Below are 14,462 nucleotides of genomic sequence, written 5' to 3'. Positions count from 1 at the left end.
GTTTCGATTCCGCAGGATGGATTTCGGTGCGATGGACCCGCCGTTTATGCCTTCATTCCGGCGCGGCGGCATCGGCGTGAAGATGCACCAAGCCAGTATAGAAACGCCACCCTGCGATGTCAACGACCGAATCCTCTTCCAGGGCCGTCCCCCGCCGTGCCCGCGGAGCCATGTTTCTCTTGACAAAACCGGTGCAATCGGATTACTAGGGACATGCGGCGAGCATACGCCAGGAGCGTATTCTGTCCCTCCTGACCACCCCGACGAACGAACGTTCAAATGATCCACATTTAATGATTCACATCGTTGACTACGACGCCGGGAATCAGACCTCGGTGAAAAGAGCGCTGGATCACCTGGGCGTGGATTCGGTCATCACGTCGGATCCGGAGGAATTGGTCCGGGCGGAGCGTATTGTGTTTCCAGGCGTGGGGCATGCCCACTCCGCCCTGGAGACGCTCCGGGATCGGGGGCTCGACCAGGCGCTCAAATCGGCCGCCGACCGGGGGACGCCGATCCTGGGAATCTGCGTGGGCTGCCAGATCCTGCTGTCGGGTTCCGAGGAAACCGATCTGCCGTGCCTGGACCTGATCGGCGGCCGTTGCCTTCGGTTCCGACCGGAAGACGACGCCCTTAAAGTGCCGCACATGGGGTGGAACGCGCTGCAGGTCGACCGTGCGCACCCCGTGCTACGCCACGTGAGACCGGGCGACGAGGTCTACTTCGTACATTCCTTCTACCCCGTCCCCGGCGATGAACGGGACGTGCTTGCGAGGAGCCGGTACGGCGTGGAGTTCGCGGCCGTCATCGGCCGGCGCAATATCGTGGCGGCCCAGTTTCACGTGGAGAAAAGCGGCCCCCTGGGCTTGAAGATGCTGGGCGAGTTCGCACGCTGGGACGGGAATCCATGCTGAGCAAGCGGCTAATTTCCTGCCTGGACGTGCGTGACGGACGGCTGGTCAAGAGCGTCCGGTTCGTCAACACGAAGGATATCGGCGACCCGGTCTCCGCGGCGCGGCGGTATTACGAGGCCGGGCTGGACGAACTCGTTTTCTACGACATCACGGCATCCAGCGACCAGCGCGGCATCATGCTCGACGTGGTGGAGGAGGTTGCCCGGCAGGTGTTCATCCCCTTCTCGGTGGGCGGCGGCCTCCGGTCGGTCGAAGACTGCCGCAAGGTGCTGGAAGCGGGCGCGGAGAAAGTCAATCTGAACACGGCGGCCGTCGACAATCCCGGTGTCATCACCGAGGCGGCCGATGCCTTCGGGGTCCAGGCCGTGGTGCTTTCCATGGACATCAGGGCGACCGGTGCGGGTTCGTTGCCGTCCGGCTACGAGATCGTGACCCATGGAGGCCGGCGGGACACCGGTATGGACGCCCTCGAATGGGCGCGCCGCGGCGAGGCCCTCGGCGCCGGCGAGATCGTCGTCAACTCCATCGACGCGGACGGCACGCTCGAAGGTTACGAGTTGAAACTCACGCGGACGATCGCCGATAACGTGGGCATCCCGGTCATCGCATCGGGCGGTGGCGGCAGACCGGAGCACCTGTACGACGCCCTTACGGAAGGCGGGGCCGACGCGGCCCTGGTGGCCTCCATGCTGCACTACGGTCAGTACTCGGTGGATTCCATCAAGCGGCATCTTCACGATCGAGGCCTGAAGATCCGGATGACCAACTGACGAGAAGAGTACCATCATGGACTGGTCCAGACGCAACTTTCTCAGGAGAACCGGACTGGCGGCCGCGGGCGCAACCGTCGGCGGCCTGTCCACGACGCTGGACGGATGCGCGATCACCCTTCGTTACGATGTAGTCATCAGAGGGGGACGGGTGATCGACGGGACGGGCGCTGCGCCCGTGGCCGCCGATATCGCCATCGAGGGAGACCGGATCGTCCAGATCGGTCCGATCCCGGGATCCGGCAGGAATACGATAGACGCCTCAGGCAAGATCGTCTGCCCCGGCTTCATCGACATCCATTCCCACACCGACCTTTCGCTCCTGGTGGACCCCAGGGCGGAAAGCAAGATCCGGCAGGGCGTGACGACGGAGGTGGCCGGCCAGGACGGGTCCTCACTGGCCCCGCTGACGGATGCGCGGCTCAGGTCGCTACAGGACGGTTACGGACGGCGATACGGCGTGGATATAGGATGGAGGGATTTCACGGGCCTGTTCGACACCCTGGAACAGCAGGGCATCGGCCTGAATTTCATCTCGCTCGCGGGCCAGGGCACCATACGCGGATACGTCGTGGGGTACGAGAACGTCCCGGCCAGCGCACGCCAGGTCGATGCGATGAAGGACCTCGTGGACCAGGCCATGTCGGAGGGGGCCTGGGGCCTTTCGTCCGGACTCGAATACACCCCCGGCAGTTTTGCCGGCGAGGATGAGATCGCCGAACTCGGCCGGGTAGCAGCGGGATACAGCGGGTTCTATGCGACCCACATGCGCAACGAGGACGATTTCCTCGTGGAAGCCGTGAGCGAAGCGATCAGCACCGCACGGAAAGCCGAGATCGCGCTACAGATCGCCCACTTCAAGGCGTCGGGCAGGCGGAACCGGGACAAGGTCGCGGAATGTTTCGACATGATTGAACAGGCAATCGACGAGGGGATGGACATCACCCTCGACAGGTATCCTTACATTGCCTACGCCACGACGCTGCAGAACCTGTTTCCCACCCGCTTCCGCTCGGGCGGCGCCGAGGCGTTCGTCAGCCGTCTCCAGTCACCGGATGTCCTGCCCGCCATGAGACGGGCGGCCGTCGACAAGGTCGACATGCTGGGGGACTGGAGCGCCGTCATGATTACTTCGGTCGACAGGGCGGAGAACCAGGACTACGTGGGCCGGCGGGTATCGGAGATCGTCGCGCGAAACGGCCAGGATCCCTTCGAGTTCGTGCGGGAACTGCTTATCGCGGAGAATGGGAGCGTGGGCATGGTCGGGTTCGGCATGAGCGAGGAGGAGATCACCTCCGTATTGACCCATCCGCTGGTCATGGTCGCTTCGGACGGCGGGGCCGCCGCTGTCACTGGCCCGTTGAGCGAGACCACGCCTCATCCCCGGTACTACGGGACCTTTCCCAGGGTGCTCGGCAAGTACTGCCGCGAAGAGGGACTGTTCGACCTGCCCACCGCCGTGCACAAGATGACCGGCCTGCCGGCCCAACGGCTGGGACTCGCCGACCGCGGCAGGATAGACGTGGGCCTGGTCGCCGATCTCGTGGTGTTCGATCCGGACACGGTCATCGACCGGGCCGACTTCATGAACCCCCACCAGTACGCGCAGGGCATCGAAAGCGTCCTCGTTAACGGCGCGGTCGTCATAGACGGGGGGGAGCACACCGGCGCGCTGCCGGGCAGGGTATTACGGAAGCAGGCGGGATCGGCCTGAGAACCTGCAGCGAGGTTGACGTACGCGCCATTCGTTCGACTCAACCCGCGTCTGCAGAGAACGGCTTTATCCGCATCCTACGTTCAGGTCCACGATCCTGCCATTGCGCAGGTCGAAGACCCAGCCATGCACCTGAAGACCGGTCTCGCTGATCGCCGCCTGTACTTCGGTGAATCCGAGGATGTTCGCGCACTGCGCGCGGACGCTGTGTTCGACCAGGCGGTCGCAACGGTCCGTATCATCCGGGAGGGCGTCCAGTTCCTCCTGATGACGCTGGTAAACCACTCTCAGGTTCCGCAGCCACGGCTCCAGCGAACCGAGGTCTTCCGACTGGAGCACCGCTTTCACCGCACCACAGTCGTAGTGGCCGCACACGACGATATGTCCGACTTTCAGGTACTCGACGCCGTAGATAACAGCGGAACCCGTGTTCGGGTCCTCGGAGGCGACCAGGTTGCCCACGTTGCGATGCACGAAGACCTCACCCGGGCCGGCGCCCATGAAGGCTTCGGGCATCACCCGGCTGTCCGCGCATCCGATGTAGAGAATCCCGGGATGTTGCTGCCGCGACAGCCGATCGAGATAGCCGGGATCGGAGTCCAGCCTTCGCTTGATCCAGTGCGCGTTCTGTTCGAAAATGCGGTCCAGGTTCATAATCTTGGCGATGCGACTCCTTGATGTAGACAACGAAATTCGTGGTGACGCGTGCGCATTGACCTTGCCATCGCGTCAGGGAACCTTTATCACCGCACCGAGTGGGTGTGACAACTTGCACAGTATAGACCTTCCATCGTGCTGCGTCAATACGGACCGGTCGGGAGATTCGAAATGAACATTCACGCCAGCGATGCCGCGAGACCCGACGCCGCGAATCCGGGCACCATCAAACCCGACGCCGCGAATCCGGGCACCGTCAAACCCGACGCCGCCAAACCGCCCATCTCCATTGGCATCGACGTCGGCGGGACGTTCACGGATTTCGTCGTTGTGGAAGGAGATGCCGCGCCACGCTACTTCAAGACGGCGTCGACTCCCCGGGCGCCGTCCGACGCGGTGATGAACGGACTCCGCGACATTGCCGAAGCCCACGGCCTTTCCGCGGCCGAACTGATGTCCAGGACCCGGCTGTTCATTCACGGCACCACCGTCGCGACCAACACGCTCCTGGAGCGCAAAGGCGCCCGGGTCGGACTGATCACCACCGAGGGATTCCGGGACCTGCTGGCGCTCAGGGAAGGGCTGAAAGAAGATCGGTACAATCTGAGGATGACCCCCGTCGAACCACTGGTTCCCCGGTCCCTGCGGCATACGTTGGAGGAACGTATCCGATCCGACGGCGCCGTTGAAGCGCCCGTGGATAAAGAAGCGCTTGACGAGATACTGGACGAACTCGCACGGACCGGCGTGGAATCCGTCGCCGTCTGCCTGGTTTTCTCCTACCTGAACCCGGCGCACGAACGACTCGTCGGTGACCGCATCCGGCAGCGGTACCCGGAACTGTACCTCTCGCTCTCCTCCGAAATCCTGCCCCAGATCAAGGAATACGACCGCCTGAGTACCACGGCCGTGAACGCCTACGTAGGTCCGGTCTACGCCAGGTATCTTGAACGCATGAAGAAGGAGGCCACCAGCCTCGGTCTCGCGAGTGACATCCTTACGATGACCTCCAACGGAGGGGTAACGCCACTGGACGTCGCGTCGCGGCAGGCCGTGCAGGCCATACTCTCCGGACCGGCCGGCGGGGTCAGCGGGGCCGTCGCCTACGGCCGCCTGACCGGCGCGGAGAATCTCATCGGATTCGACATGGGCGGAACGAGCACGGACATCTCGGTGATTGAAGCCGGAGATCCCCAGGTCTCCGGGGAACATTACGAAGGGGGATGGAAGATCGCCGTGCCGATGATCGATCTCCACACACTGGGCGCGGGCGGTGGGAGCATCGCGCGGGTGGACGACGGAGGTACGCTGCACGTCGGACCCCGGAGCGCCGGGGCCGATCCCGGTCCGGCCTGTTACGGCCGGGGCGGCGATCAGCCCACGGTTACCGACGCGAACCTGGTCCTGGGCTACCTTGATCCCGGGAACTTCCTGGGCGGACGGAATCCCCTCTTTCCCGATCTGTCTGAACGGGCGGTACAGGAATCCGTTGCCGAACCGCTCGGGCTGTCCACGGTGGACGCGGCCCGCGGCATCCTCGACGTGGTGACCACGGCCATGGCCGAAGGCATCCGGCTGCTGACCGTGCGCCGGGGAGGCGATCCCCGCCATTTTTCCCTACTGGCCTTCGGAGGAGCGGCGGGCTTGCATGTGGCCCAGGTCGCCCGGAAGACGGGTATCGGCAAAGTCTACCTGCCGTCGGCAGCCCCCGTGCTGTCGGCCTACGGCATGCTCGCGTCCGATCTGCGGTACGACTTCGCCCAGTCATTCACGGCAAGCCTGGACGTGGTCGACCTCGGCGAGGTCAGGCGCCTGGCGGACCGGATGGCCGGCCAGGGCATCGCGCGGCTCAGAAACCAGGGACTGGCTGACGAGGACATCGCCACCCGGTTCACGGCCGACATGCGCTACCTGGACCAGATCTACGAGGTGAACGTGACCGTGCCGGACCTTTCGATGGACGACGATGCGATTCGGCGCGCGTGGGCTTCGCTCTTCCACGAACGGTACCAGACCCTGTATTCCTACCATCAGCTCGACCAGGAGATCCGCCTGGTCACGCTGCGCGCCACGGTCACGGGCAAGCTGCCGACGGTCGAGCTGCCCGTCAGGGAACGGAACGCCAGGGAACGGAACGACCGGACCGGGGAGGCGTGCAAGGGCACGCGAAGGGTCTACACCGGAACCTGGACCGAAGCCGCCGTCTTCGCGGCGGACGATCTTGCACCCGGCTCCGTGATCGAAGGACCGGCCATCGTCGAATCCGATTTCACCACCGTGCTCGTAGAAGAAGGCGACCATCTCGAAGTCGATCCTTACGGCGGCATGTTCCTGGCCGTATCGACTACGGCGGCGGAAGCGCCGGACGCGAACCCGGAGACGCTGTACGCGCCCGACACGCCCGTGTCGACGGAAGCGTCCGCGACGACCGACGCCCCCGACGCGGCTCCGGCCAGGTCGGATCCGGTCACCCACTCGGTCGTGGCACACCGCCTGGAATCGATCGCACGAGAGATGGCGGACGTCATGATCCGCACTTCCATGTCGCAGATCCTTAACTCCAGCAGGGACTTCTCCACGGCGATCCTCGACGCGACGGGGCAACTCGTGGCGCAGGGCGAAGGCATTCCCGTGCATATCAGCGCCCTGCCGCCGTCGGTCGAAGCGGTGCGCGAGTACTTCGGCGACGACATCAATGAAGACGATCTGTTCATCCTTAACGACCCCTATTTCGGCGGCAGCCACCTGCCGGACATCACGGCGATCTACCCCGTGTTCCGCGACGGGGCACTGCGCTTCTTCGCCGTAAACCGGGCCCATCACAGCGATATCGGCGGGGGAACCCACGGCGGATACAACCCCTCGGCCAGCGAACTGTACCACGAAGGTCTTCGCATTCCTCCTGTGAGGCTCTATGAAGCGGGCCGGCCCAGAGAGGACCTGCTTCACATGCTGGCAGTCAACGTGCGCCACGCGGAGAACTTCACCGGCGACCTGCACGCCCAGATCGGATCGGTACAGATCGCTGCGCGCCGGCTGCAGGCGCTGCTCGACGATTACGGCGCCGATGGCCTGATGGCGTCCGTCGAAGCCATCCTGGACAGCGCGGAACGGCGGATCCGGCAACTCATCGGCAGCTGGAAGGACGGCGTGTACTTCGGGGAGACGCTGCTGGACGATGACGGATTCGACGCCGAGTCGATCCCCATACGGGCAAAGGTCACCGTCCAGGACGACCACATGACCATTGATCTGAGCGAATCGAGTCCCCAGGTCACCGGGTTCATCAACAGCGCCTATGCCAACACGCGATCGCTGGCCCACGTCGCCATCATGTACATGGCACCGTCCGACGTACCGAAGAACGAGGGATCCATGCGGCCGGTGAATGTCATCGCGCCCAGGGGCCTGATCGTGAACCCGAACCCGCCGGCGCCGGTCTGCATGAGCACCAACCACTGCGGGGAAGAGATCGTGGAGGCCGTCTTCAAGGCGCTGGCCCCGGTCGCACCGGATGCCGTGAACGCGGGGTTCTCCCGGAGGCTTCGATTCGCGATCACCGGGCGCAATCCGCGCACGGGGAACCGGTTCATCTGGCACTTCTTCTTCGGACGGGGGGGCGGGGGCGCCTCCCGGGGATACGACGGCTGGTCCTGCGTGGGCGAGGTCAACGTGGCCGGGGCGATCCGGAGCCCCAGCGTGGAGATCACCGAGGAGCGCTTCCCCTTCAAGATCGTACGGAACGACCTGCGGCCGGGCTCGGGCGGCGACGGAACGTGGCGGGGCGGACTGGGCGCCGTGTTCGAGATGGTCTACGAGGGGGACGAACCGGCAAAGCTGAACATGGCGGGCGACGGCGTCGTCAATCCGCCCTTCGGGCTCTTCGGCGGTGCGCCGGGCCTGCCGCACCGGTACAGGGTGGTGTCCAACGGCAAAGAGCGGATGTTGAAATCGAAGGAAACCGAAGTGCCCATTCTCCCCGGAGACCGCATCATCGCCCTGTCCGCCGGAGGAGGTGGCTACGGACCGCCCGGATCACGGGACCCGGACAACCGTTCACGCGACCGGGAATCGGGACTGGTTTGATCGGGCCGCGTCCCTGCACGGGCCACGGCCGCGATCAGGATTCCGGCCTGGCCTGACGAGCGCTCGATCTAGAACCTTACCCACACCGCATAGATCGCGAAAGCGGCCATGACCAGCGTGGCGGCCGTCAGCGCCGCCAGCATGAGCCGGGACGGGGGAACGCCCGCTTCCCTCGCCGTCGTCCGGCTGAAGTACAGCGCCGCCCACCCGATGGCCGGCAGGAGGATTGTCTGCATCAGCGCGCCGATAATCACCATGGTGACCGGCGCGGACCACAGAACGTAGAGGACGAGATAAACCAGGGGCAGCAGGACGCCGATCACCCGCACGACGCGCTGCCGGTCGTTGGGCCGGGCATAGGTAACGAAACCCAGAACCGAAAGGGCGTCCGCCAGCATGCGCGACTGGCCCACGATGGTGACGAAATAGGTCGAGAAGAGGACCACGAAAGCGCCCACGCCGAACAGGTAGAACGCCCAGTTCCCCAGCGTTTCCGTGTACATGCCGGAGAGTATCTGCACGGTGCCGAAACCCTCGGGCACCATGCCCTGGGCGTGAAGCACAGCTGCGCCGAGAAAGAAGAAGGCAAGCGTGGCCAGCGTGTAGATGACCATGCAAAGCCACACGTCCTTTTTCATCACGCCGATCCATCCCAGGGCGCGCGCCCGCCAGTCGGGGCTGCCGTCCCTGGGTCCGGCCGACCGGGCATATCCCTTTTCCACGCACCAGTACGGGTAGAGCAGGAGTTCGGACGCGCCGACGCCGGTGATGCCGAAGACGGCGAATGCCGTCACGGCGCCGTCCGTCGGCAGGGCGAACCGCAACCCGTCCAGGAGCGCCTGGGGAGAAACGGCATAGGGGGTCCAGAACAGGAGCAGCGCGCTGGCCAGCGTGGTGAAAGTAAAGAGAGCGACCAGGATGGTGGTGATCCGCTCCAGCGTCATGTACTGGCCTACGAGACCGAGTCCCATGCCGACCAGGGTGAGTATGATCAGCCAGGAGGTGTTTCCGAAAACCGGGAAGATCAGGTCCAGCGACAGGCTCATTGTACCGAAAATGCCCCCGACCTGCATCGTGCTCCAGAGCAGGAGCAGCAAGCTTCCCCAAACGAGCCACGATACCCGCAGGCGCGGTCCCGGCACTTTGTTGAAGGCGACGAAAGTGGTCTGACCCGTGGCGATGGCGTGGCGGCCGAGTTCGCTCTGCACCGGCACCTTGACGGCACAGCTCAGGAGAATGAGCCAGAGCACCACGAAACCGACCTCGGCGCCGAGACGCGTGGTGGCGATGAGTTCGCCGGAACCCACGATGGAACCGGTCAACAGCAGGCCCGGACCCAGCTGGCGGATCGTCGACCAGCGGTCGGTGGGCGGTTTTCTCACATGTTCGGGGAGCAGCGCGTAAGGGTCGTATTCATGGGACATGCGGTTGCCTGTACGGGGTTTTTATTTGAGACGGCCGGTTCGGCGCTGCGCGGCGCCGTTCAGGATGCGTCCACCTCGGCGGAGAATGGAATTGCTTCGTCGATCAGCATGATGGGGATCTCTTCCCGGATGGGATAGAGGTACTTGCCGTCGGCCCGGACCAGCCCGCCGTCGATGGGTTCCGTCACCTTCATGCCGCCCCGGTTGACTAGATCGCCCGCCCTGATCATTTCGTTAATGGAGGCGACTTCGGAATCGGAAGCGAGACGCACCTCTTCCTTGGTTTCCGGGCAGGCCAGTATGTCCAGCAAATCCTGATCGATCATGCTACCCCCGCGTCCGATGCCTTGTGCCGCCCGCGTCGACCGTCCTGGGGCGACCCGCGCGTTGAATGGTCGTGGTAGGGACAGACTATAAGACGCACCGGAATCGCGATCAAGCGATTTTTGCGGCGCCGGGTACCGGGCAGGCGGCGTGATTTCAGGTGAACGTCGCGATCGGCCGGTGTTGGATAACGTGGTTGTTGCATTTATGGAGGCTACCTCGTATAATGAGGTGCGATTTTCAGAGTGATTTTGTGTAACCGCAGACCCAAAAGCAGACCCAATATTGGAATCAAGGAGTGTATACATGGCGCAGGATTTGCCGACCACCATCGAGTTACCCGACTACTCCGGCCTGCCTTACAAGGTGGCCGACCTGTCCGAGGCGGAACTGGGACACCGTGAAATCGCCATCGCCGAACAGGAAATGCCCGGGCTGATGGCCGTCCGCGAGAAATACGCCCGCGAACAGCCGTTGCGGGACACGCGGATCATGGGTTCCCTCCACATGACGATCCAGACCGCCGTGCTCATCCAGACACTCAGGGCCCTCGGTGCCGGGATTCGGTGGGCTTCCTGCAACATCTTTTCGACCCAGGACCACGCGGCGGCCGCCATCGCGGACGACGGCATTCCCGTATTCGCGTGGAAGGGGGAAAGCCTGGAGGAATACTGGGCCTGCACGCTGCAGGCGCTGACTTTCGACGGCGAGACCGGACCCACGCAGATCGTGGACGACGGCGGCGATGCCACGCTCCTCATTCACCGCGGCGTGGAGGCCGAGGACGACCCCTCCATCCTGGATGAACCCACGGACAACCGGGAACTGCAGATCATCAACGAAATACTCCGGCGGCAGCTGGACCGGAACCCGCGATTCTGGCACGACATGAGTGCGAACATACGCGGCGTCTCCGAAGAGACGACCACGGGCGTCCACAGGCTGTACCAGATGATGGATGAAGGCAAGCTCCTGTTCCCGGCCATCAACGTCAACGATTCGGTGACCAAGTCCAAGTTCGACAACCTCTACGGTTGCCGCGAGTCGCTCGCGGACGGTCTCAAGCGCGCCCTCGACGTCATGGTCGCAGGGAAGACGGTCGTCGTCTGCGGATATGGCGACGTGGGCAAGGGATGCGCCCAGTCGATGCGGGGATTCGGCGCGCGCGTAGTGATCACGGAGATCGATCCCATCTGCGCGCTGCAGGCCGCCATGGAAGGCTACGAGGTGACAACCATCGAAGACGTGCTGGACCAGGGCCAGATCTTCGTTACGACGACGGGGAACCGGGACATCATCCGTGTCGAGCACATGGAGCGCATGCAGGACCAGGCCATCGTCAGCAACATCGGGCACTTCGACAACGAAATCCAGGTGGACGCGCTGAACGAGTTTCCGGGCATCGTGAAACAGCCCATCAAGCCCCAGGTGGACAAGTATGTATTCCCCGACGGGCACGCCGTTTTCCTGCTCGCGGAGGGCAGACTGGTGAACCTGGGATGCGCCACGGGCCACCCTTCCTTTGTCATGTCCAGTTCCTTCACCAACCAGGTGATCGCGCAGATCGACCTGCGGCTCAACGAGCACGAAACCGGCGTGACGACCTTGCCGAAACACCTGGACGAGGAGGTGGCCAGGCTGCACCTTCAGAAACTGGGCGTGAAGCTGACCCGGCTGTCCCGGAACCAGGCGGATTACATCGGCGTCCCCATCGAAGGCCCCTACAAACCCGATCATTATCGATACTGACGGGCTAAAGGGGCGTGGACCATCAGCCTTCCCCGTGAATTCGCAGGGGATGTCCACCGTTCTCGATGAAAAACCTCAGTCTGTTTTTTGCCACCCTCAGGAACCGATTCAAGGTCGATGACGTCCCGTTTCAATTTCACGAACCGGGCGTGCTTGTGGACGGAGATCTACGATTACGGCTCCACGGGACGTTGCCGGGAGACGCGCGTCGCGGCATCGTTCCCGAGTACATCTTCGACATGGTTCGTGCGGACAGCCTGGACGGACCGGACGGATCTGCCCGACCGGACCGGCCGGGCAGACCAGGCGGACCGGGCGTACTCGATCGTGAGGACCTCCTCGACCGCCCTGACAAACCGGATCGCCCGGCCACCGCGATGGGCAGGCTGTCATTGCGCATCGGCAATACGGAGCACATCGAGAAGTACGCCGGCCATATTGGATACTCCGTGGACCCGCCCTATCGAGGCCACCGGCTGGCCGCCCGCAGTTGCCTGCTCATCCTGCCGCTCGCCCGGGCACACGGGATCAACCCGCTCTGGATCACCTGCAATCCGGAGAACGCGGCATCCAGAAGGACCTGCGAGATCATCGGTTCCACGCTGGTGGAGACCGTCCCGATTCCCCCGAGCGATCCGCTCTACCGGTGGGACACGAAGTGGAAGTGCCGGTACCGGGTGGACCTGTAGCCCATGTTAGCCCTCCACGGCGGATCGCCCTACCGGGATACGCAATCCCGCCCCTTTCCTGCCAGGACGCCATTCGGCGACGAAGAAATACGACTCGTCACGAAGGCACTGCGTTCCCAGAACCTCTTTCGTTGGGGCGGCGAACTCACCCCGCTGTTCGAAAGCCGTTTCGCCGAAGCCTACGGTGCGAGTCACGCCATCGGATCCACTTCGGGGACCGCCGCCCTGCATGTCGCCATCGGCGCGGTAAACCCTGAACCTGGCGATGAGATCATCACGAGCGCGATCACCGACCTGGGCACGATCATCCCGATCCTGTACCAGAACGCCGTGCCGGTCTTCGCGGACACGGACCCGGAGACGCTTACCGTGGACCCGGAGGAGGTCGAACGGCTCATCACGCCGCGGACGCGGGCGATCATCGCCATACACCTCTTCGGTAACGCCTGCCGGATGGAGGCCCTGGCGGAGATTTCAAGCCGCAAGGGGATTCCGCTCATCGAGGACTGCTGCCAGGCGCACCTGACGCGTTACCGGGGACGGCTGCTGGGTACCTACGGGGACATCGGCTGCTTCAGCTTCCAGCAGTCGAAGCACATGACCACCGGGGACGGCGGCATGACCATCACGAACGACGACGCCCTGGACCGCTGTATGCGCAGCTTCGCGGACAAGCACTACGACCGGGATCGATCGGGATCGCGCATGTACGGACCGCTGGGCATGAACTGCCGTATCACGGAACTCCATTCCGCGGTGGGACTGGCCCAGCTGGAAAAAGTGGGCTCGGTCGTCGCATCGAGGAACCGCCTCGGCAGCCGGCTGTCCGAGGGGATCAAGCACCTCGACGGCATCGTGCCGGCGCCGGTTACCCCGGGTGCAACGCACAGTTACTGGTCCTACCCGATGCGGGTCACCGGGTATCCGAACGAAACCTTCGCCCGGGCGCTGAACGCCGAGGGGATCGGGGCGAGCGCCGGGTACATCGGCGATCCGATTTTCCAGTGTTCGGCGGCGCTCGCGGATCACCGTACTTACGGAGACTCCCGTTTCCCCTTTTTCAGCCCGTACACGGACCGCACCTTCGAGCATGCGGACGAATTGTGTCCAAGAACCCGAGAACTGCTCGGACAACTCGTGATGCTCTCCTTCAACGAACAGTACACCGAGGGGGACATCGACGACGTGGCCGGCGCCGTGCGGAAGGTCGCATCCGGGCTGGAAACTACGCGGTAATCCCGCGCTGCGGTAATTCGGCGCCGGGGTGATCCGGGTCGAGCGTTGAATCCGGCGCCACGGTAATCCGGCGCCGGGGTGATCCGGGTCGAGCGTTGAATCCGGCGCCGCGGGAATCCGGCGCCGGGGCGATGCGGGTCGAGCGTTGAATCCGACAGAGGGTCAATGCGGTTTTCGCGGTGATCTACGGGATGTTATGCTGCTGCTTGTAGGCGAGCCAGTTTTCCTTGAGATGCAGGAAATCCGCGAAGGTGGGCTGCAGGATAAAAGGATTGTTGTTTCTCTCGTAACCGATGGTCGAAGTAGGATTTACACCGAAGTCATGGCCGGGGTAGACCCCGATCCCGTCGTCCAGTTCCATCAGGCGCCGCAGGCTGTCGTATTCCTTCCGCGCTTCCTCTTCGGTGGCCGTGCCGCCCACCTTGCCCACGAAGAGCGTATCCCCGGTAATCAGCTTGTCTTCCACGAGGAGACACATGCCGTCCTCGCAGTGGCCGGGCGTGTGGATCACGGCCAGTTCGAGTTCACCCAGTCTGAAGATCTCCCCATCCTTCACTTCGATATCGTAGAAATACTCCGCATCCCGGTACATCACCACGTCGAGGCCCAGTTCCTCGATCAGATGGTCGTTGCCGTTTACGTGGTCATGGTGGGAATGGGTGCAGATGATGCAGGCCAGTTCCACGTCCAGTTCACCCGCGCGTCGTATGTAGTATTCGGGCCGGTAGGAGGGGTCCACCGCCGCCGCCTTCCTGGTTTTCTCGTCGGCCACCAGGTAACCGAAGTTCCGGTCGCCCCCGTTTTCAATCTGTTCGAATATCATCCTCGTTCCTCTCGAATCGACCTTCTCCCCTGAATGTCGTCACGGTCCCTTGTGTATCGCCTGTGCCCCGAGCCGT

Annotated in this window: 11 protein-coding genes; 7 read left to right on the top strand and 4 right to left on the bottom strand. The window is 63.7% G+C overall.

What is annotated here, in order from left to right:
• Positions 1-293 precede the first annotated feature (293 nt).
• Genes hisH through OXH56_06925 form a run of 3 tightly spaced genes read left to right on the top strand, consistent with a single transcriptional unit; the run spans position 294 to position 3,398 of the window.
• The gene (gene hisH / locus OXH56_06935; protein ID MCY3555044.1) at positions 294-914 is read left to right on the top strand and encodes an imidazole glycerol phosphate synthase subunit HisH; all 621 of its coding nucleotides are present in this window, start codon (positions 294-296) and stop codon (positions 912-914) included.
• Positions 908-1,684 (top strand): imidazole glycerol phosphate synthase subunit HisF, encoded by a 777-nt coding sequence (gene hisF, locus OXH56_06930; GenBank protein ID MCY3555043.1) that lies wholly within the window; start codon positions 908-910, stop codon positions 1,682-1,684. Before hisH ends, hisF begins: the two co-directional genes overlap by 7 nt.
• A 16-nt stretch (positions 1,685-1,700) precedes the next feature.
• On the top strand, positions 1,701-3,398 hold the full coding sequence (locus OXH56_06925; GenBank protein ID MCY3555042.1) for a D-aminoacylase: 1,698 nt from the start codon (positions 1,701-1,703) through the stop codon (positions 3,396-3,398).
• 66 nt (positions 3,399-3,464) lie between these two features.
• On the opposite strand, the gene OXH56_06920 is transcribed toward OXH56_06925, so the two are convergent.
• Entirely contained in the window at positions 3,465-4,052 is a 588-nt protein-coding gene (locus OXH56_06920) for a carbonic anhydrase (protein MCY3555041.1), read from the bottom strand.
• A gap of 174 nt (positions 4,053-4,226) precedes the next feature.
• On the opposite strand from OXH56_06920, the gene OXH56_06915 reads away from it, so the two are divergent.
• On the top strand, positions 4,227-8,141 hold the full coding sequence (locus OXH56_06915) for a hydantoinase B/oxoprolinase family protein (GenBank protein ID MCY3555040.1): 3,915 nt from the start codon (positions 4,227-4,229) through the stop codon (positions 8,139-8,141).
• 68 nt (positions 8,142-8,209) lie between these two features.
• On the opposite strand, the gene OXH56_06910 is transcribed toward OXH56_06915, so the two are convergent.
• Both OXH56_06910 and OXH56_06905 read right to left on the bottom strand, forming a co-directional pair.
• Complete coding sequence (locus tag OXH56_06910) at positions 8,210-9,565, bottom strand: Nramp family divalent metal transporter (GenBank protein MCY3555039.1); 1,356 nt, start codon at positions 9,563-9,565, stop codon at positions 8,210-8,212.
• 59 nt (positions 9,566-9,624) lie between these two features.
• Positions 9,625-9,891, bottom strand: coding sequence for a hypothetical protein (locus OXH56_06905; GenBank protein MCY3555038.1), 267 nt, complete (start codon positions 9,889-9,891; stop codon positions 9,625-9,627).
• 304 nt (positions 9,892-10,195) lie between these two features.
• Between OXH56_06905 and ahcY the strand changes: the two genes are divergently transcribed.
• From ahcY to OXH56_06890, 3 genes are all read left to right on the top strand, one after another.
• Positions 10,196-11,638 (top strand): adenosylhomocysteinase, encoded by a 1,443-nt coding sequence (gene ahcY / locus OXH56_06900; protein ID MCY3555037.1) that lies wholly within the window; start codon positions 10,196-10,198, stop codon positions 11,636-11,638.
• A gap of 65 nt (positions 11,639-11,703) precedes the next feature.
• Entirely contained in the window at positions 11,704-12,327 is a 624-nt protein-coding gene (locus tag OXH56_06895) for a hypothetical protein (GenBank protein ID MCY3555036.1), read from the top strand.
• A gap of 3 nt (positions 12,328-12,330) precedes the next feature.
• Positions 12,331-13,563 (top strand): DegT/DnrJ/EryC1/StrS family aminotransferase, encoded by a 1,233-nt coding sequence (locus OXH56_06890; GenBank protein MCY3555035.1) that lies wholly within the window; start codon positions 12,331-12,333, stop codon positions 13,561-13,563.
• 184 nt (positions 13,564-13,747) lie between these two features.
• On the opposite strand, the gene OXH56_06885 is transcribed toward OXH56_06890, so the two are convergent.
• Positions 13,748-14,386 (bottom strand): MBL fold metallo-hydrolase, encoded by a 639-nt coding sequence (locus OXH56_06885; protein MCY3555034.1) that lies wholly within the window; start codon positions 14,384-14,386, stop codon positions 13,748-13,750.
• Between the last annotated feature and the right edge of the window lie 76 nt (positions 14,387-14,462).

Source organism: Gemmatimonadota bacterium (genome assembly GCA_026702745.1).
In the GTDB taxonomy this organism is placed as follows: domain Bacteria; phylum JAAXHH01; class JAAXHH01; order JAAXHH01; family JAAXHH01; genus JAAXHH01.
The sequence above is the reverse complement of the archived record's forward strand: the minus strand, read 5'-3'. Positions and strand labels throughout refer to the sequence as shown.